Here is a 17686-nt window from a genome sequence, read left to right as displayed (position 1 = left end):
TGACCGTTCAGCTCCTGACCGAGTTGGCCAGCTGATCGGCCGTCAGCAGTCGCACGCCGACCGGTTTCTTGACGAACTCGCCGGTCGAGGCGGCCACGGCGTGATCGACGCCGCGCTGGGCCGCCACGTCGAGGAGGCGCTGCGTGAACTCCCCGTCGACGACCGCCGCGTACGGTGCGGGGTCGGCGTCGGCGATGACGTCGAACGCGTCGTCGACCGGTTGCTCGGCCACAGTGACGAGGTCGTCGTCGAGGAGTCGGATCGTGCCGCTCTGGGCGTCGATGACCTCGCGGACGTGATCTTTGAGCGACTGGGGACGAGCGGGCTCGTCGTCGGCTTCTTCGGCGGTTGCGTCAGCAGCCTCGGCGTCCGGTTCGGTCTCCGTCTCGGCGTCCGGCTCCGCGTCGATGTCTTCGGCTTCCTCGGCCACTGCGTCAGCAGTCTCGGTCGTTTCGGCAGTCTCGGTCGTTTCGGCAGTCCCGACCCCTTCGGCGGTCTCGTCCGCGACGGAATCGCTCGTCGAGGACGCTGTCGGCTCACCGATCGGACCGCTCGGCGTACACCGTCTCGGGCGGTCGTTTTCGAGCGACGCGCCGTCAGCTGCGGTTCCGTCGGCGACGACGTCACCGGCCGAGGCGTCGGATAGATCGACGTCGGCCCCCGAGCTTTCGGCGGTGTCGTATTTCGTCTCGGACACCGCGTCCAGGGCTCCCGGGCCGGGGGTCACCGACTCAGTCGTCGGCGACCCCTCGCGAGGGTCCGTTCGCTCACCGCCCACGCTCGCCTCGGCCTCGGCTTCGTCGGAAGTCGTCGACTCGAATGTCTCCTCTAGTTCGACGGATTCGATCGGGGTCTTATCGCGGAGAGCCGCGAACACCTCGCGGCGCTTGAGATCCTCGACGGAGCGGCCCTCGGGCGCGAACGCGACGTGGTCGACGTTGCCCACCTGCGCGAGTTCGCGGAGGATGAGTTTCCCGCCGCGGTCGCCGTCGAAGAAGGCGGTGGTGTTCCGCCGGTTAGTGAGGTCGGCGACGGCGTCCGGGACGTTTGTGCCCTCGACTGCGATGGCGTTCTTGATGCCGTATCCGAGAAGTGTGAGCACGTCTGCGCGCCCCTCGACGACGATGACGGCGTCCGAGTCGGCGACGTGCGGACCGGCGGGAAGGCCCTCGTACTCGCTGATGTCTTCGATTCGGACGCTCTCTTTGACCTCGTCGAGGATCTCCGTCGAGGACATCACGCTCTCGTCGAACGACTCCGAGAGGAGTTCCTTCGCGCGCTCGACGACTTCTCGGCGCTTTGCTTCCCGGACGTCTTCGATGTCGGTTACCTCGACGGTGGCCCGGCAGGGACCGACGCGAGTGATCGTTTCGAGGGAGGCGGCGAGGATGGCCGTCTTGACCCGATCGAGGCTGCTCGCGATGGTGACGGTCCCGAACGACTGACCGTTCTGCGAGTCGATTTCGACGTCGATGCGGCCGACTTTCGACGACTGCTGGAGGTCGCGGAGGTCCAAGTCGTCGCCGAGGAGCCCTTCGGTCTGCCCGAAGATGGCCCCGACGACGTCGGAGCGCTCCACGACGCCGTCTGCGGTGATCGCTGCGTGGATGAGATATTTTTCCGTGTCTTCCATTGGTGGATTCCCCCGGTATGGAGGGGTGATGGTGATGTGCGTGTCATGGGAAACCCGATGACGTGCTTATATATGGGCTGCTCTCGGCAAATATCTATCGTACCCGAGAATAACGCCGCCTTTCTGTCCTTTCACAGGAGTCCGGAAGAACCGTTTCGACGGCCGTAGCGTCTCTTTTTGATCGGTAGGCTCCTCTCTCTCGGCCGCGAGCACCGGCTATCGAGTGACAGTGGAGCGAGAGAGAGCGTCCTTGGCGTTAGAAATCCACCGTCCCCCGACAACGAAGAAAAAAGTTCTTCACAAGTCCAGATCGAATCTGGGAGAGCAATATTTACATATACTGAGTGATGAGTGAGATTCGATGACGCAACAGAAGACAGATTACCTGTGGATTGGGGTCTTCGCAGTCCTCGTTACGTTCGCAATCCCGTGGTTCCTCTGGCGGGACGCGAGCACGTGGCTCGGACTGCCGGTGTGGCTCTGGTGGCACGTCGGTTGGATGGGACTGGCGTCGCTCGCATTCGCGCTCTTCGCGCGCGGTGCGTGGGACCGCGGGATGAACGTCGATCCCGAGGAGGTGGGTTTCGATGGCTGAGTCGGAACTGCTCGTCCAACTCGGTGTCGTCGGCGCGTACCTCCTCGTCGCGCTCGCGGTCGGCGTCTTCGCGTACCGACTGACCGGTCGTGACGCCGAGGACTACTACCTCGCGAGCCGTTCGATCGGAACGGTCGTCCTCCTGTTTACGACGTTCGCGACGCTGCTGTCGGCGTTCACCTTCTTCGGCGGCCCGAACCTCGCGTACGGGGCGGGCCCCGAGTGGATCCTCGTGATGGGGCTGATGGACGGCATCCTGTTCGCGATCCTGTGGTACGTGATCGGCTACCGACAGTGGCTGATCGGGAAGGTCCAGGGGTACGTCACGCTCGGCGAGATGCTCGGTGACCGGTTCGGATCGACGCGTCTCCGCGCGCTCGTCGCCGGCGTCTCGCTGTTCTGGCTGTTTCCCTACGTGATGCTCCAGCAGATGGGCGCGGGCGAGGCGATCGTCGGCCTCACGAACGGTGCGATCCCCTACTGGGTCGGCGCGGCGCTCATCACCCTGTTTATGATCGTCTACGTCGTCCTCGCCGGACTCCGCGGCGTCGCGTGGACCGACACGATCCAGGGGCTGTTTATGCTCTCCGTCGTCTGGATCGCCGTCGTCTGGGTGCTCACGAACGCGGGCGGGCTCGGCACTGTCTCGTCGTCGCTAGCGGACACGAAGCCCGAGTTCCTCGCGCTCGGCGGCGGCCTCTACTCGCCGCAGTGGATGATCTCGACCGCCGTGACTATCGCGTTCGGCGTGACGATGTTCCCGCAGATCAACCAGCGCTTCTTCGTCGCAAAGGACGCCCGCGTCCTGAAGCGCTCGTTCGCGCTGTGGCCGATCCTCGTCGTGCTGCTGTTCGTGCCGGCGTTCCTGCTCGGGACTTGGGCGGCGGGCCTCGGCGTGTCGGTACCGGAGGGTTCGAACGTCGTTCCGGTGTTGTTGAACGCGTACACGCCCGGGTGGTTCGCGGCGCTCGTCGTCGCCGGCGCGATGGCGGCGATGATGTCCTCCTCGGACTCGATGCTGCTCTCGGGATCGTCGTACCTCACGCGCGATCTCTACCGCCCGTTCGTGAATCCGGACGCGAGCGAAGAGCGCGAGGCGTGGGTCGCCCGCCTCGGCGTCGCCGCCTTCGCGATCGGGACGTTCGTCGTCAGCCTGTTCCGCCCCGGGACGCTCATCACCGTCGGCGACACTGCTTTCGGCGGCTTCGCACAACTCGCGCTGCCGGTGATGGTCGCGCTCTACTGGCCGAAGACGACGCGACAGGGGATGCTCGCCGGGATCGCCGGGTCCCAACTCTACTACGTCGCGCACGTGTTCATCCCGTCGATCACGCTCGGCGGCGTGACGCTCTTCGGCGCGACGTACTTCACCTGGGACTTCGCGCTCTACGGGATGGCTCTCTCGCTCGTCCTCACCGTCGGCGGGTCGCTCCTGACGACCGCCGACGCCGACGAGCGCGCCGACACGTTCACTGTGGGCTCGCGCGCGGACTGACGCAATCGGACAGCGTCACGCTGTGTCGGCCCGTTCTCGGGAACTGACGCGGAGCGAAGCGCTCTTGGTCGATCGATCCAAGTCTGAAGTATGAACGAGCCGGGCATCCAGTCGCTGATGGATCAAGAGACGCTGGCGGCCCGCGTCGAATCCGGGGACACCCCCGAGTGGGTTCGGCGCCACTTCGAGACGTTCACCGAGGCACTCCTCGGCGAGCGGAACGGGACGTCGTTCCCGTGTCACTTCGGCGCGCAGTCAGTGCGCGACGGCGAACCGCTCTACACTGCGGTCCCGTCGATGACTGATCCCGACGCGCTCTTGTCGTTCCGAGATACCCTGCTCGAATACCTCGACACCTATCGCGACGCGCCGGGACAGGCGTCGTTCGTGACGTTCTTCAAACCACCCGAGCGGGAGTTCACCGAAGCGGACTACCACGAGACGCTGTGGCATCTCCTCCAGTTCCTCCACGTCCACGATCCGGAACCGTGGCCCGAGGACATTCCGACTGACCCCGACGACCCCCGCTGGGAGTTCTCCTTCGGCGGCGAGCCGATGTTCCCGACCTGTCGTGCCCCCTTCTACGACGACCGCAAGAGCCGGTACTGCCCGATCGGACTGGAGATCACCTTCCAGCCGCGGACGCTCTTCGAGGGGATCACGCACGACACCGAGGCGGGCCAGCGCGCTCGCGAGCAGATCCAGGGTCGCCTGGAGGAGTACGACGGCGTCTGCCCCCACGCGGACCTCGGCGACTGGGGCGTCGAGGGCGACCGCGAGTGGACCCAGTATCTGTTCCGGGAGGATCCCGAGCAGTCGCCCGACGAGTGCCCGATCGAAGTGACGCGCGAACACCCGAAGGCCGCCGATCCCCGGTCGCGGCCGACACCGGCGGACGACTGAAATCCGTCGATGACGACCGACACACCAGTGGAGACTGCCGACGCGCTCGCGCTCGGTGACCGGCCTGCACTGCTCCTCGTCGACCTCCAGACCGGCTTCGACGACCCGGTGTGGGGCGACCGCAACAACCCCGACGCCGAGGCGAACGCTGCGACGCTTCTCGACGCCTGGCGCGCCGCGGACCTGCCAGTGGTCCACGTCCGGCACGACTCCACGGAGTCCGAATCGCCACTTCGCGGCGACGCTCCTGGCTTCGCGTGGAAGCCCGAAACCGCGCCCGAGAGCGGTGAAACCGTGATGACAAAGCGCGTGAACGCCGCGTTCGTCGGGACCGACCTGGAGGAGTGGCTCCGCGAACGCGGCTGTGAGACGGTCGTCGTCGTCGGGCTCACGACCGACCACTGCGTCTCGACGACGACGCGGCTGGCCGAGAACCTCGGGTTCGACCCCATCGTCGTCTCGGACGCGACGGCGACGTTCGAGCGCGAGGCACCCGACGGGACGCACTACGCGGCCGCGGAGGTCCACCGCACGGCGCTGACGCATCTGTACCGTGAGTTCGCCGACGTGGCGAGCACCGACGACGTGCTCGCGGCCGTGAGACGCACACGCCGGTAGTCACGCATTACGGCAGTAACGGGTTATTAAAGCCTCTCTACCGCCGATACGCATTTTTGTGCCGCGTGAGATGGGCTACGTATGCCCCGCGCCCTGTTGACCCTCCTCGGCACCGGGTTGGTCCTCGTCGTCGGCGGTGTGCTCGTCGTCGGCGGCCCAGCTATCGACGTGCCGATGGGCGTCTTCGTCGCCTGCACCGCCTGTGCCGGCGTCGCGTTCGTCGTCGCGGGGCGTCGCGAGCGGGTCCGGATCGGGTCGTGGTCGGTCCCCTGGTACGTCTTCGCCGGGGGCGGCGATCTCGCGCTCGCCATCGGCGCGCTCGCAGTGGCGCTCCCCGGTCTGCTCGGAGTCTCGGGCCCGCAGGTCGGCGTCGTCTTCGGCTCGATCTCGGTCGGCGACGGCGTCGGGACGCTCGCCCTGGCGTCCGTCGGGCTCAGCTACGTTCACGGGGTCGAACGTCTCGACTGCGACCCGAACAGGTGACGGTCGGTTTAAGATCCGGTCGCTCCTACGACGGCGTATGCAGACCCACATCGTGCCGGTCGGCTTCGACTACGACCGGCTGATCGCCCCGCTCATCCGGGACCAGCAGGACGTCGACCGGGTGATTCTTCTCGAGGGCGCAGTCGGCAGCGAGTCGAACGTCGAGTACTCTCGGAACCTCTCGGGGAAGTTAGAGAAGGACTTCCAGAACCTCCTGGGCGCCGATACGGAGCGCGTCGTCGTCGCCGACGTCTACGACTACGACGCCGCGTTCGAGCAGGCCTACGATCTCATCAACGCCGAACTCGACGCCGCCGACGACTCGGAGGTGTGGGTGAACGTCTCGGCGATGCCCCGCCCCGTCTCGTTCGCGTTCGCCACCGCCGCCCACTCGATTATGGTCGAGCGCCAAGAGGACCGCGAGCGGATTCACACCTACTACACGGCCCCGGAGAAGTACCTCGAAACCGAACTGGCCGAGGAGGTCCGCGCCGCGAAAGACCTGTTGGGTGAGGTCCTCGCAGGAGTCGACGTCGACGACGACCGGGTCCGCGAGCGCTACGAGTCGGCGACCGACCTCCTCGACGAGTTCGACGAGCGCGGGACGACCATCGGCGCGAAGCGCATCGGCGACAGCCACATCGTCGAACTCCCGGTCGCCTCGTTCCGGAACGTCAAACCGTTCGAGGAGGTCATTCTCTTCGAACTCGGCGAGTACGGCGAGTTCGACTCCGTGTCGGAACTCGCAGAGACGCTGGCGCGCGATATGAACGAGGAGTACACCGACTCCTTCCGCTCGAAAGTCATCTACAACGTCGACCGGCTGGGGCCGGGCGGGAAGGGCTACATCGAACAGGAAGAACACGGGAAGTCCTACCGGACGCGGCTCTCGCGCATCGGGCAACTCTGGGTGCGCGCTCACGCCGAAGACGACGTACTTGCGGACGACTGACCGCCGCCCTCAGAGGGGAGGGCAAGCGGAACAGGATCGACCAGCTGAACGTCCGATCGTCGCGACTCCGGAATCCGAGATTACTCGTCGACGTCGAGGTCGAACTGCTCGTTTTCGACGACGGCGTTGAGGACGACGCTCGTGTTCGACTCGCGGATGTCCGCGTCGGTGAGGAGTTCTTTGATCTGTGCGTTCATCCCGTCTGTGTCCTCGAATTTGCCGACCGCGATGACGTCGTAATCGCCCGTCACCTCGTAGACGGTGGTCATCTGTTTGTGGCCGCGGAGTCGATCCGTGATCTCGGGGAGCGCGCTCCCTTCGACCTTCAGTTGGATGATCGCCGTGACGTCGTAGCCGAGTGCGTCGTAGTTGACACGGGGGGTGTAGCCCTCGATCACGCCCTGATCTTCGAGGTCGCGGAGGTGGTTCGACACTGTCGTGACCGAGACGTCGAGTTCCTCGGCGAGGCTCCGAAGACTCGCGCGTCCGTCGCCAAGTAATGCGTTGATCAGTTTTGCATCCAGGTTTTCGTACGTCATTACACTCACGATGCGTCTGGGTACATTAGAATTTTACGAATATCCAATTAGGATAGCGACTGCGGGCATTTGCACTAAGCGATAACGTCTTTATACTGGGAGTGTTCGGATTCGATTGTCCAGGACATGACGGACCAAAATGAATCCGGTGCCGCCGTCGCAGACGGTGGCCTCTCCGCCGAAGCACAGCACGTCATCGACGAGATCGAGGAGAAAGACGTCGACTTCCTCCGCCTGCAGTTCACCGACATCCTCGGCACCGTAAAGAACGTCGCCGTACCCGCGACGCAGGCCGAGAAGGCCTTCACCGACGGGATCTACTTCGACGGGTCGAGCATCGAGGGATTCGTCCGCATTCAGGAGTCCGACATGCGGCTCAAACCCGACCCCGAGACGTTCGCGATCCTCCCGTGGCGCGACGGCCGCTCGGCGCGTCTCATCTGTGACGTCATCAATACCACGACGGGCGAGCCCTTCGAGGGCGACCCGCGGAGCGTCCTGAAGCGCACGCTCGAACGCGCCGAGGAGATGGGCTACACCGTCAACGTCGCCCCCGAGCCGGAGTTCTTCCTCTTCGAGGAAGACGAAGAAGGCCGCGCGACGACGAAGACCAACGACGCCGGCGGCTACTTCGACCTCGCGCCGAAGGACCTCGCCTCCGACGTCCGCCGCGACATCATCTACGGCCTCGAACAGATGGGCTTCGAGATCGAAGCCAGTCACCACGAGGTCGCCGAGGGCCAACACGAGATCAACTTCGAGTACGACGACGCCCTCACCACCGCCGACAACGTCGGAACGTTCCGGACGGTCGTCCGCGCCATCGCGGCCCAGCACGACCTCCACGCGACGTTCATGCCCAAGCCGATCCCGAAGATCAACGGCTCGGGGATGCACACCCACGTCTCGCTGTTCGACGAGGACGGCAACAACGCCTTCCACGACGACGACGACGAGTTCAACCTCTCGGAGACCGCCCACGCCTTCCTCGCCGGCGTCCTCGAACACGCCCCGGCGATCACGGCCGTCGCCGACCCGACGGTGAACAGCTACAAGCGCCTCGTCCCCGGCTACGAAGCGCCGGTGTACGTCGCGTGGTCCGACCGCAACCGCTCGGCGCTCATCCGCAAGCCGGCCGCACGCGTACCGGCGGCCTCGCGCATCGAACTGCGTTCACCCGACCCGTCGTGTAACCCCTACCTCGCCTTCGCGGCGATCATCCACGCCGGTCTCGAAGGCATCGAGAAGGGCCTGGAAGCCCCCGACCCGGTCCGGGAGAACATCTACGAGTTCGACGAGGCCAAGCGCGAGGAGTACGGTATCGACACGCTGCCGGCGAACCTCGGTCAGGCCGTCGCCGAATTCGAAGACGACGAGGTCATCAAGGAGGCCCTCGGCGAGCACGTCTCCGAGAAGTTCATCGAGGCGAAGACCCAGGAGTACGACGAGTTCCGCATCGACGTCTCCCAGTGGGAACTCGACCGCTACCTCGAAAAGTACTGAGCGACGCCGACGCCTGACTGCGGGTTCTTCCGTTTTCGTTCTTGCCTTCTTCGGTTCTTTCGTCTGCCGTTCTCCGACGCCGTAGCGGAGCGGGCGCCGTTCGTGGCCGAATGTCGACTCAAGCCACGTCGCGAGCGTCGACGACGAGCGGCAGCGCGAGCAGTCCGACGGCGCCGACCGCCCCGGCGACGGCGATGAGCGGGCCGTTCTCGATCAGTTTCGCGGTGCCGCTCATCACCCCGAGCGCGACGAGGAGTCCGCCGCCGCCGAGGGCGAACGTCCGGGTCGACAGTTCGACAGTCACCGCGGCCGCGCGGCGGCCGAAGCGCTGCCACGCCAGTACCCCGCCAGCGGCCGTGCCGATGCCCAAGAACAGTTCACTCTCCCCGGGAGCGACGAGGAGCCCCGCGAGTCCGAGTGCGACCGCGAGGACGAACAGCGCGGTGACGTGGCGGTGTTCGGGCGTCGCGAGCGCACCGCTCGGTGACTTCGGCGAGAATCCGGGTCCGAGCGCAAAGGCCGCTGCGAGGAACGCTACCCCGATGGCGACGCCGGCGACGACGTCCGCGAGGTAGTGGACGCCGATCAGCACGCGCGAGAGGGCGACGGCGCCGACGACGACCCCCGCGACGGTGAGTCGCTGTCGCCAGCGCCCCCACGTCGCGAGCACGGCGACGCCGCCCCAGAACATCGTCGAGCCGAGCGCGTGCCCGCTGGGAAAGCCGAGTCCGTCGCGATACGAGATCGGCGGGCGCGGGAGGCCGAAGAAGTGTTTCAGTCCGATCGTGAGACCGATCGCACAGAGGCCAAGCGCGAGAGCGAACGCGGCCCCGCGGCGCGGGATGCCGACGCGGTCGCCGAGGAGGTACGCGAGGGCGACGCACGCGAGCAGGAGATAGGGATTTCCGAGGTGCGTGAGCGCCCAGAACACCGCGACGATGGCGTCCGGGAGCGACTCGGCGAACGCGGCTTCGCCGATACCGCGCGTGGCGAGCGGCGTCGTGGTCGGGGTCATCGGTGCGTCTCTCACTGCGCGAACGACAAATATCGTCGGATTCGTCGCTGTCACCGCTTTCGAGGGAACAGCAGGGCAGAAAAGCGGGACGCAGCGATCGAACGCGGCGGGATCGAACGTGGCGAGTGTGAAGTGAGCGCGGACGGCGCACGTCGCGGGATATCGCGGACTGGCCCGTTCAGGAGCGCCGATCGCGAACCCAGTCGACGAGCCGCCCGGGCACGCCGAGCGCGTTCAGTCCGACGCCGAAGATCACGAAGAGGGCGTAGAGTCCCAGCGTCGAGAGGTAGATGACGAGCATCGCGACCACCGCGAGCAGGTCGTCGTCGAGCAGATAGAACGCACCGATCGTCGCCGCCGTCCCGTACAGCAAGACGAGATACGGCCCCCAGCCGCGGGCTTTCCCCCGGCGGAGTCGCCCGCGAACGTAGCGGCGCATCTCGGATTCGACGTCGGGGCGCTCGACCGTGCGCGACTGGACGTCCTCCTCGAACGTGTCGAGGTCGGCGCGCAGTTCCTCGATGCGGCGATCGAGGTCCTCGATGTCGGGCGCGCCGCGGGGTTCGACGTCGGTGTCGTCGCCCCCACGTGGTCCGCTGCCGGCGCTCGCGGCGCCCTCCACGTCCTCCTCGGGCGTCGTCGCATCCTCCGCGGCGGCGTCGTCGGGTGTCGTCGCGTCGTCCGCACTCATCGTCCGCTCGTCACGTCGGCCCCGCGGGTGTTGTACCTGCCGGTCTCGCTCGTCGGCGTCGCCGTCCGACTCCGCAGTCTCTCGGTCTGCGGCGTCGACCTCCCCTGCGAGGACGGCGTTGACCACCGCGCCGGTGAGCACGAGAATGCCCGAGAAGTAAAACCAAGTGACGAGTAACAACACCGCTCCGAGCGCGCCCGCGACCCCGCTTGACAGTTGCGCGTAAAAGCCGAAGACGACGCCGAGAATAGCCCAGCCGACGCCTGCGAACAGCGCTCCCGGGAGTGCCTGTCGGAGCGTGATCGGGACGTCGGGGATGAGCGCGTACAGCGGGACGAACGCCACGACGAGAAACGCCAGGAGGACGAGCGGGCTCACGAACCCGACGAACGGCACGTCGACGATGGCGATGACGGTCGCAGCGACGGCGACGCCGATGGTCGCCCCGCCGAGCGAGAGGAGGGTCAAGAGGCCATCGCGAATCTGGTCGACCATCGAACTGGTCGGGTAGCCGTAGACCCGAGAGAACGCGACGTCGATGCCGCGGAACAGTTTCAGCGCGCCCCAGACCGTGACGAGGAGACTCACGATCGAGAGGGTGCCCTGTCCGGTACGGTCTGCGAGCGCGTTCTCCACGAGGTCGGCCCCCGACGGGAGCAGATACTGCTGGGCGATCGTCCGGATCTGGTCTGCGAGTTCCGCCCCGCCGATGACGGTCGCGAGGACGACAGCGAGCGTGAGAAGCGGGACGAGCGAAACGAGAACGTAATAGGAGATACTCGCTGCGAGGAACGTTACCTCCCGCTCGCGGACGGTATCGACGATCGCACGCGTTGCGACGAGTGGGTCACGAGTCCGAACGCTCACAGGAGTCTGTTCGCCGGACTGACACAAGAGTGTAGGTGGTAGATCGGCGTGCGTCGCGGAGGTCATCGAGCCCGGTGTGCGGACCGGAGCGTCCCGAGCGATGCGTTCGAGCGGCGACTACTCGGCGTCGACCGTCGCGTCGCGAATCTCTTCGACCGTCGCATCGGTCTTGAACGACGTGCCCGAGTAGTGGGCTGGCGTCGCCTCGAATCCGGCGTTCCGGAGGTCCGCGAGGAAGTCGTCCATCGCCGGTGCAGAGCGGCTCCACTGCTTGCAGAGGCGGTGCTGGTCGTAGTGCGTAGGCGTGTCGAGTTCACCCGCGACGGTGTCTAACATCCGCCGAGCGCGCGCCGCCTCGCCCATCTCCTCGGTCACGTGCTCGCGGACCGCACGGACGAAGTCGGGTTCGCAGATCGGCCCGAGGTAGAGCGGCCCGGCGGTGAGCAGGCGGTCGCCACCGCAGGCGGCACAGGTCTCGGGCGGGTGCGCGATCAGGCCGAACTCGTGAGTTCGGTGGAGGCAGTCCTCGCAGTGGTGGACGTAGCCCAGTTGGTCGATGAGTGCGTCGGCCTGCGTGGCGCGGGCGTCGAGTTCGAGGTACACTCGGGCGTAGTGGCGCGTGACGTGCGAGAGGATCGGCACCGCGGCCTTGTCGTACCGCGCGGCGGTGCGGACGAGCGCCGAGAGGAGGACGCGAAGCCCCATCTCGGGGTGGTAGTCGGTGTTCTGCGGGAGCGTCGCGTACTTGCGGATGCCAGAGCGCTGGTGGGCGCCGCACAGCGGCGCGGTGTCCGTGGCGGTGACGCAGATCAGGTTGCGCGTGTTCGCGAACGCGGCGTCGACGAAGGGGATCGGCGTGCCGAACGGATCGAGATCGACGACGTCGAACACGGATTCGTGGAGGAGCGCATTGACGTCGCGTTCGACCACGTCGCCGTCGAGGTCGTTGCGCGCGAGGTTCTCGCGTGCGAGTTCGACCGCGTCGGCGTCGACGTCGACGCACGTGACGTCGAGACCCTCGGCGGCGGCGCGGACGCCCCGGATTCCGCTGGCCGCCATCGCGTCGAGATACGAGGTGAGGCGCGGTTCGCGCTCGCGGTACGCCCGCAGCGTCGCCACCGTCACGTCGCGGTTGAGTTCCTGCGTCGGGTTGTAGAACACGCCGTCGCCCGCACCCTCCGACGCGCCGTCGCGGGCGTCGGGGACCGAAAGCTCGACATCGCCCTCACGAACGTCCATACCTCGGTTCGGACGCCCCGCGGCGAAAAGCGATGCGATGCACGGTCCGGAGAACCTCTCGGGAGAAGCGGCCGACGGCCGAAGTGGGCACCGGTGGCGTTTTGTCCGCCCCCGAGCAAGCGACGGGCGTGAGTGACGGCGACGGCGGCCCGACCGACGAGCGCGGGTCGACGGACGACACCGACGGGTTCGACGTGGTCGCCAGCGACGCGGGCAGCGACACAGCGGGCGACGCCACCGGCGACACCGACAGCGCCTCCACCACCGACCCTGGTGAGAACGCCGACCCTGGTGAGAACGTCCACGACGGCTACGCCGTGCCGACCGAGACGGACAGCGACGCCGAAACCGCCTGGCGGCGCGAACTGGCGGAGGCGGGCGAACTCACGCCGAACGCGGTCGACACGCTGGTCAAACTCCACGACGGCCGCGGCGCGCGCGCCATCGAAGCCGTCTCGGAGGGTCGCATCAAGCGCTACCGCGACTTCACCGTCGTCGTCGGCCACGAAGACGAGTACGTCGTCGAGGACGGCGGGTGCACCTGTAAGGACAGCGCGTACAACCTCGATCCCGAGGACCCCCACGAGCGCTGCTGGCACGTGCTCGCGGTCGCCATCGCCGAACGCATCGGCGAAGTCGACTACCACGAGATGTGGTACTCCGAGGTTCGGGAGTTCATATAGACCCCGTCGAGACGCGCTCCGCACCGTTTTTACCACGTCTCGGCGAATTTCGGGTATGCCAACGATCGACGAGAAGCGAGTGTACACCGACAACTCCGGGACCGAGACGGTCTATCTCGCGACGGGGCTCGGCGTCGTCGCCGTCTCCGTCTCCGACGACCTGATCGGGGAGTTCGGCGTCGCAGAGCGGTGCCACGCCCGCGATGTCGCGACGGCGGGCCCGCTCGTCGCGGTCGCGACCGACGAGGACGTCCTGGTGGCTGATCGGAGCGCAGCGGACGGCGACGCGGCCTCCACCGCCGGCCCGTCCGACGCGCTCGATTTCGCCGCGACCGGCTTCGGACCCGCGACCGCTGTCGGATTCGACGCGGGCGCGCTTCTCGCTGGCGACGAGGAGGGACGGATCGGTCGGTGTGCGGCCCCGGATGACGCCGCCAGCGACGCGGACGCGACCTGGACGGAAGTCGGATCCGCGGGCGCGGTGCGCGCGATCGACGGCGGCCTCGTCGCCGCCGCCGACGGCGTCTATCGCGTCGACGACTCGGGCGCGACGCACGCCGGCCTCAACGACGCCCGCGACGTCGACGCCGAACCGCTCGTGGCGACCGGCTCCGGACTGTTCAAACTCGGGAACGGCTGGATGGACGTGCTTTCCGACCCGGTCGACGCCGTCGACGCCGTCGGCCCCCGAGCGCACGCCGTGAGCGAGGGGACGTTGTACGCGCGGGACCCCGATGCCGACACCCACGAGGAGGCCTGGCACGAAGAAGCCCTGCCGATCGACAGCGACGTCGTGGCCGTGACCCACGGCGCGGAGTCCTCGTACGCGGTCACGGCAGACGGGACGCTCGCCGTGCGGCTGGAAGGCGACGAGTGGCGGCACCGCGGACTCGGGGTGAGAGACGTCGCAGCGGCCGCGGTCTGACGGACCATCGCGGCTGTTCGCAGAGCAGTGCGCCCCACTCGCACGCGGCGCGAAGACGGAAAGGGGTTTTAGCGCGGATCGTGAGAACACCAGTATGATCGTACCCGGCGCATCCTCACAGGCGCTCGCGGCCGCGCTCGCGGCGGAACTGGGTGAACCGCTGGCGGCCGTAGAGTACAATCGCTTCCCGGACGGCGAGACGCTCGCCGCCGTCCCCGAGTTCGACGCCGAGCGCGCGGTCGTGGTCGCGACGACGGACTCGAACGACGCGTGGGTCGAACTGCTGCAGTTACAGGACGCCGTTCGCGAGGCCGGTGCGTCCGAGGTCGTCACCGTGATCCCGTATATGGGCTACGCGCGACAGGACCGCGCCTTCGAGGCGGGCGAACCCGTCTCCGCACGCGCGATGGCTCGCGCCGTCTCGACCGGCGCGGATCGCGTGGTGCTCGTGAACCCTCACGAGGAGTCGATCTCCGACTTTTTCGACGCACACGTGACGATCTGTGACGCCGCCGGCCGACTCGCCGCGCCGCTTCCAGAGGACCTGACCGACCCGCTCTTTCTGTCGCCGGACGCCGGTGCAACCGAACTCGCCGAAGCGGCGTGTGAAGCCTACGGGAGCGGCGAAACCGACTACTTCGAGAAGACGCGCCACTCCGGGACAGAGGTCGAAATCGCGCCGAGCGATGCCGACACGGAGGGCCGGGACGTCGTCATCGTCGACGACATCGTCGCGACCGGGACGACGATGAGCGAAGCCGTGTCGCATCTGGACGACGACGGGGCAGCCCGCGTCTTCGCGGCGTGCGTCCATCCGCTACTCGCACAGAACGCCCGGACGAAACTCGAACGCGCCGGCATCGAGCGCGTGATCGGTACCGACACCATCGAGCGCGACGTGAGCGTCGTCTCGGTCGCGCCGCTCGTCGCCGCCGCCGTCGACGCCGTCGAAGCCGCGTAACGCCGGATGACCGACCCGGAGCCTTCGCCCAGCGGAACGGCCGACGCCGACCAGTACTACCCCGACGACCGGCACGTGCTGGAAGCCGACTGTTCGCGCTGTCCCGCGCTCGTCGCGTGTCGCGACCGAATCTCGTGGGGCACCGGCGACCGCGACGCAGCAGTACTGGTCGTCGGCGAAGCCCCCGGCGCGGGCGAACCAGACGCGGAGACGTGGCGCGGCGGCAACTGGACGGGGCGAGCGTACACGACGCGGCATTCGGGGCGTCGCGTTCGGAAACTGCTCGCCGACGCCGGTCATCCCGACGCCTACGTCACGAACGCCGTGAAGTGCTTCCCCTGCGATGGCGCGGGATCGAACCGGGAACCGACGCCGGACGAGCGCGCAAACTGCCGCGACCACCTCTGGACGGAGATCGACACCGTCGATCCCGCCGTAATCGTCGCGACGGGCAAACACGCCACTGCGAGCGCGCTCGCACTCGACGGGCGGGAACTGGACGGCTTTGTCAATCGGGTGCTGGAGCCCACCGAACTGGAGCGGGTGAACGCGACGTTGCTCCCGATTCTCCATCCGTCGTACCAAAATAATTGGCTAAGTTACATACATCCTTAGAGCTTAACCAACATCTCTCACTCCCACTGCTCAGTGTTGGTTAAGACTAGATCTAGTCCCTTCCTCCCTCTCGCTCCCCACATCGATTTGAGTTGCCTCAGATTAGCACATAGTCCACTCATTGAGTTTTCTCTGTAGATGAATGGTATCCATCCTATCGGATCAAAGGCCTCAGAATCTACATTGTGTGAAGATTGAATGATTCTAAATTGATTCGGAGTGTATTGAAACATTTGTCCAAGAAAAGTATGAAAAATCATAAGATATTTAAGCTTTTGGTTCTAATTATTAAGTATATGAAGGAAAGAACCACAATTCCTTTGGAACGCAAAACACGGAAGAAGCTCGCGGTTGAGAAGGATCTTCGGGATTCTTCTAGCTATGACGAACTTTTGAACGAACTACTACACAACTACGGATTTTTATCAAATAGAGAGTGATACACTATGACGAAATACGCTTTTTTACATCAATCGGGAAAAACTGAGTACGTTACTGACGAAGAGTTATCAGAATACAAGAATAAGTCTGGCTATTGGCTCGTTGGGCCTGTAGAGGAGGAAGAAGAAAAAGAAGCCGAAGAGCTATCCTCCGGAAAAAGTAAACAAGAGGTAGCAGCAGAGGCTTTCAGGGATCACGCCCAACGAAATAACTCCCCTGTTTTCGAGGAGCTAGCAGACGACATTGAATCCAATTCTTCCTCTACTTCTCAGGAAACTGATAATTCTGAGCTAAAGTCTGAGGATTTCGATTCGTGGGATGAAATGAAGGACGAAATGCGACAAAGACACGAAGCCAAATTAGGAGAGAGGGGACTCGAACAGGAGCTAGATACGCTCAGAAAAGGCGCTAGAGAGCGCAAAGGCAAGGGGAATGCCTCAACTGCATTAGCTGAATATCTTGAACAGAAGGCCGACAAAGCCCTTGAGGACGGATCTAGTGGTCCCGACCCCCGTGATCGACTTGAGGGGAAGGACGTTGACACGTCTGAAATGGCTGAGGCAGCTAGCGAAGCCTTTGAGCGATATGCTCGCAGTGGGGATTCCCGGCATAGTGAGGTTTGGGAGGATCTGAGCGAAGAATACGAAGAGCTAGCCCAAGAGACTCCCTCTGTCGTAAGAGAAGAGCAGAACCCCAGAGGGGTCGAAGACACCCATCTCGCCGAATTTGAAGATGGGACACGACAAGTCACGACTTCAAATCCCGAAGTCAAAGAAGAGCTACAAATTCTCTCTGAAGACTACGATGGGGTAAGAATCGAATCGCAAGACGGGGAGGTAATGATCGGTGAAGTTGATGATATGTCGGTGTTCGACCGATGAAATGCCAGAATTGCGACTCGGAAAACACCCACGGGGAATGGCAAATGGCCTTCGTGGGTGCTAGCGAGTTTAAGCCTTCTCTTATGGTCTACTGTGACAACTGTGAGAATGTTGATGAGTACAAACCGAATGGGAATTGGACTCTCCAATGATTGACACTCCCAGCAAATGCATCAAGTGTGGGGCATCGGGCCTAGATACCGACATTCGGATTGAACGATATGGATCTGCCAGACTTCTTTTCAAAGTTTTGACATACTGTGTCGAATGCGCTTACGAGGAAGAATTTACTACAAAATTAGACAAAGGAATTTAAAATTATGACACGAAACACTTCGAAATCGCCTTATACGGACTATAAAACGATGAGATGGACTTGTTCGGATGGGGATATCATCTCAGTCGTTGAAGACTATCAAGCAGAGAATGATCTAAACGATGGGGAGTTGATCGAGGCCGCCCTTTACAACCTCATCATCGAATCGTAGGGATTCCTCTCAACAATTTAATTACGTATAGATGCTTGATTTGTTCGACATATGGACGCAGATAGCGGAACCAATCTCGCAGTTCTATATGCAACGTTAATTATTATTATCGGCACGATTGTGACAGAATGGCCACCTGAGAGACTGGATGTCGTATTC

18 protein-coding genes are annotated in these 17686 nt (G+C 64.6%); 13 read left to right on the top strand and 5 right to left on the bottom strand.

Annotated features, from left to right (window positions below; all coding sequences use genetic code 11):
• Positions 1-7 precede the first annotated feature (7 nt).
• Positions 8-1633, bottom strand: coding sequence for a DNA primase DnaG (dnaG, locus tag RBH22_RS15515; protein WP_306678128.1), 1626 nt, complete (start codon positions 1631-1633; stop codon positions 8-10).
• 361 nt (positions 1634-1994) lie between these two features.
• On the opposite strand from dnaG, the gene RBH22_RS15510 reads away from it, so the two are divergent.
• From RBH22_RS15510 to RBH22_RS15485, 6 genes are all read left to right on the top strand, one after another.
• Positions 1995-2228, top strand: a complete 234-nt coding sequence (locus RBH22_RS15510) for a DUF3311 domain-containing protein (protein WP_121568607.1) — start codon at positions 1995-1997, stop codon at positions 2226-2228.
• On the top strand, positions 2221-3723 hold the full coding sequence (locus tag RBH22_RS15505) for a sodium:solute symporter family protein (RefSeq protein WP_306678127.1): 1503 nt from the start codon (positions 2221-2223) through the stop codon (positions 3721-3723). The genes RBH22_RS15510 and RBH22_RS15505 overlap by 8 nt, the downstream gene beginning before the upstream one ends.
• Before the next feature lie 90 nt (positions 3724-3813).
• The gene (locus RBH22_RS15500; protein ID WP_306678126.1) at positions 3814-4626 is read left to right on the top strand and encodes a YqcI/YcgG family protein; all 813 of its coding nucleotides are present in this window, start codon (positions 3814-3816) and stop codon (positions 4624-4626) included.
• A gap of 9 nt (positions 4627-4635) precedes the next feature.
• Positions 4636-5244, top strand: coding sequence for a cysteine hydrolase family protein (locus RBH22_RS15495; protein WP_306678125.1), 609 nt, complete (start codon positions 4636-4638; stop codon positions 5242-5244).
• Between the two features lie 81 nt (positions 5245-5325).
• The gene (locus RBH22_RS15490) at positions 5326-5727 is read left to right on the top strand and encodes a hypothetical protein (RefSeq protein WP_306678124.1); all 402 of its coding nucleotides are present in this window, start codon (positions 5326-5328) and stop codon (positions 5725-5727) included.
• Positions 5728-5764: 37 nt separating this feature from the next.
• Positions 5765-6679, top strand: coding sequence for a DUF6293 family protein (locus tag RBH22_RS15485; protein WP_256288699.1), 915 nt, complete (start codon positions 5765-5767; stop codon positions 6677-6679).
• A gap of 80 nt (positions 6680-6759) precedes the next feature.
• Here the strand turns inward: RBH22_RS15485 and lrp are convergent, their stop codons facing one another.
• The gene (lrp, locus tag RBH22_RS15480) at positions 6760-7218 is read right to left on the bottom strand and encodes an HTH-type transcriptional regulator Lrp (protein WP_256288698.1); all 459 of its coding nucleotides are present in this window, start codon (positions 7216-7218) and stop codon (positions 6760-6762) included.
• Between the two features lie 126 nt (positions 7219-7344).
• On the opposite strand from lrp, the gene glnA reads away from it, so the two are divergent.
• Entirely contained in the window at positions 7345-8721 is a 1377-nt protein-coding gene (glnA, locus tag RBH22_RS15475; RefSeq protein WP_121568614.1) for a type I glutamate--ammonia ligase, read from the top strand.
• 118 nt (positions 8722-8839) lie between these two features.
• On the opposite strand, the gene RBH22_RS15470 is transcribed toward glnA, so the two are convergent.
• The 3 genes from RBH22_RS15470 to RBH22_RS15460 all read right to left on the bottom strand — a co-directional run bounded on the left by RBH22_RS15470 (position 8840) and on the right by RBH22_RS15460 (position 12533).
• Complete coding sequence (locus RBH22_RS15470; protein ID WP_306678123.1) at positions 8840-9736, bottom strand: phosphatase PAP2 family protein; 897 nt, start codon at positions 9734-9736, stop codon at positions 8840-8842.
• A 178-nt stretch (positions 9737-9914) separates the two neighbouring features.
• Positions 9915-11294: a YihY/virulence factor BrkB family protein gene (locus tag RBH22_RS15465; protein ID WP_306678122.1), complete on the bottom strand. Its 1380-nt coding sequence runs from the start codon at positions 11292-11294 to the stop codon at positions 9915-9917.
• A gap of 117 nt (positions 11295-11411) precedes the next feature.
• Positions 11412-12533: a tRNA (guanine(26)-N(2))-dimethyltransferase gene (locus RBH22_RS15460; RefSeq protein WP_306678121.1), complete on the bottom strand. Its 1122-nt coding sequence runs from the start codon at positions 12531-12533 to the stop codon at positions 11412-11414.
• Between the two features lie 365 nt (positions 12534-12898).
• Between RBH22_RS15460 and RBH22_RS15455 the strand changes: the two genes are divergently transcribed.
• From RBH22_RS15455 to RBH22_RS15430, 6 genes are all read left to right on the top strand, one after another.
• Positions 12899-13216, top strand: a complete 318-nt coding sequence (locus RBH22_RS15455) for a hypothetical protein (protein ID WP_256546662.1) — start codon at positions 12899-12901, stop codon at positions 13214-13216.
• Positions 13217-13271: 55 nt separating this feature from the next.
• On the top strand, positions 13272-14141 hold the full coding sequence (locus tag RBH22_RS15450; RefSeq protein WP_306678120.1) for a hypothetical protein: 870 nt from the start codon (positions 13272-13274) through the stop codon (positions 14139-14141).
• A 94-nt stretch (positions 14142-14235) separates the two neighbouring features.
• The gene (locus tag RBH22_RS15445; RefSeq protein ID WP_256546010.1) at positions 14236-15102 is read left to right on the top strand and encodes a ribose-phosphate diphosphokinase; all 867 of its coding nucleotides are present in this window, start codon (positions 14236-14238) and stop codon (positions 15100-15102) included.
• 6 nt (positions 15103-15108) lie between these two features.
• Positions 15109-15717, top strand: a complete 609-nt coding sequence (locus tag RBH22_RS15440) for a uracil-DNA glycosylase family protein (protein ID WP_306678119.1) — start codon at positions 15109-15111, stop codon at positions 15715-15717.
• Between the two features lie 296 nt (positions 15718-16013).
• On the top strand, positions 16014-16157 hold the full coding sequence (locus RBH22_RS15435; RefSeq protein WP_306678118.1) for a hypothetical protein: 144 nt from the start codon (positions 16014-16016) through the stop codon (positions 16155-16157).
• Between the two features lie 6 nt (positions 16158-16163).
• A complete protein-coding gene (locus RBH22_RS15430; protein WP_306678117.1) occupies positions 16164-17039 on the top strand; it encodes a hypothetical protein in 876 nt (291 codons plus the stop codon).
• Positions 17040-17686: the final 647 nt, after the last annotated feature.

The sequence above is a fragment of the Halobellus sp. H-GB7 genome (genome assembly GCF_030848585.1).
Taxonomy (GTDB): Archaea; Halobacteriota; Halobacteria; order Halobacteriales; family Haloferacaceae; genus Haloquadratum; species Haloquadratum inordinatus.
Note: the sequence above shows the minus strand (reverse complement) of the source record. Positions and strands in the feature narration are given on the sequence as shown.

Bases quoted from the DNA above. Each gene is read 5' to 3' on its own strand.
- dnaG (WP_306678128.1), bottom strand. From the start codon at position 1,633: ATGGAAGACACGGAAAAATATCTCATCCACGCAGCGATCACCGCAGAC.
- RBH22_RS15510 (WP_121568607.1), top strand. From the start codon at position 1,995: ATGACGCAACAGAAGACAGATTACCTGTGGATTGGGGTCTTCGCAGTC.
- RBH22_RS15505 (WP_306678127.1), top strand. From the start codon at position 2,221: ATGGCTGAGTCGGAACTGCTCGTCCAACTCGGTGTCGTCGGCGCGTAC.
- RBH22_RS15500 (WP_306678126.1), top strand. From the start codon at position 3,814: ATGAACGAGCCGGGCATCCAGTCGCTGATGGATCAAGAGACGCTGGCG.
- RBH22_RS15495 (WP_306678125.1), top strand. From the start codon at position 4,636: ATGACGACCGACACACCAGTGGAGACTGCCGACGCGCTCGCGCTCGGT.
- RBH22_RS15490 (WP_306678124.1), top strand. From the start codon at position 5,326: ATGCCCCGCGCCCTGTTGACCCTCCTCGGCACCGGGTTGGTCCTCGTC.
- RBH22_RS15485 (WP_256288699.1), top strand. From the start codon at position 5,765: ATGCAGACCCACATCGTGCCGGTCGGCTTCGACTACGACCGGCTGATC.
- lrp (WP_256288698.1), bottom strand. From the start codon at position 7,218: ATGACGTACGAAAACCTGGATGCAAAACTGATCAACGCATTACTTGGC.
- glnA (WP_121568614.1), top strand. From the start codon at position 7,345: ATGACGGACCAAAATGAATCCGGTGCCGCCGTCGCAGACGGTGGCCTC.
- RBH22_RS15470 (WP_306678123.1), bottom strand. From the start codon at position 9,736: ATGACCCCGACCACGACGCCGCTCGCCACGCGCGGTATCGGCGAAGCC.
- RBH22_RS15460 (WP_306678121.1), bottom strand. From the start codon at position 12,533: ATGGACGTTCGTGAGGGCGATGTCGAGCTTTCGGTCCCCGACGCCCGC.
- RBH22_RS15450 (WP_306678120.1), top strand. From the start codon at position 13,272: ATGCCAACGATCGACGAGAAGCGAGTGTACACCGACAACTCCGGGACC.
- RBH22_RS15445 (WP_256546010.1), top strand. From the start codon at position 14,236: ATGATCGTACCCGGCGCATCCTCACAGGCGCTCGCGGCCGCGCTCGCG.
- RBH22_RS15440 (WP_306678119.1), top strand. From the start codon at position 15,109: ATGACCGACCCGGAGCCTTCGCCCAGCGGAACGGCCGACGCCGACCAG.
- RBH22_RS15435 (WP_306678118.1), top strand. From the start codon at position 16,014: ATGAAGGAAAGAACCACAATTCCTTTGGAACGCAAAACACGGAAGAAG.
- RBH22_RS15430 (WP_306678117.1), top strand. From the start codon at position 16,164: ATGACGAAATACGCTTTTTTACATCAATCGGGAAAAACTGAGTACGTT.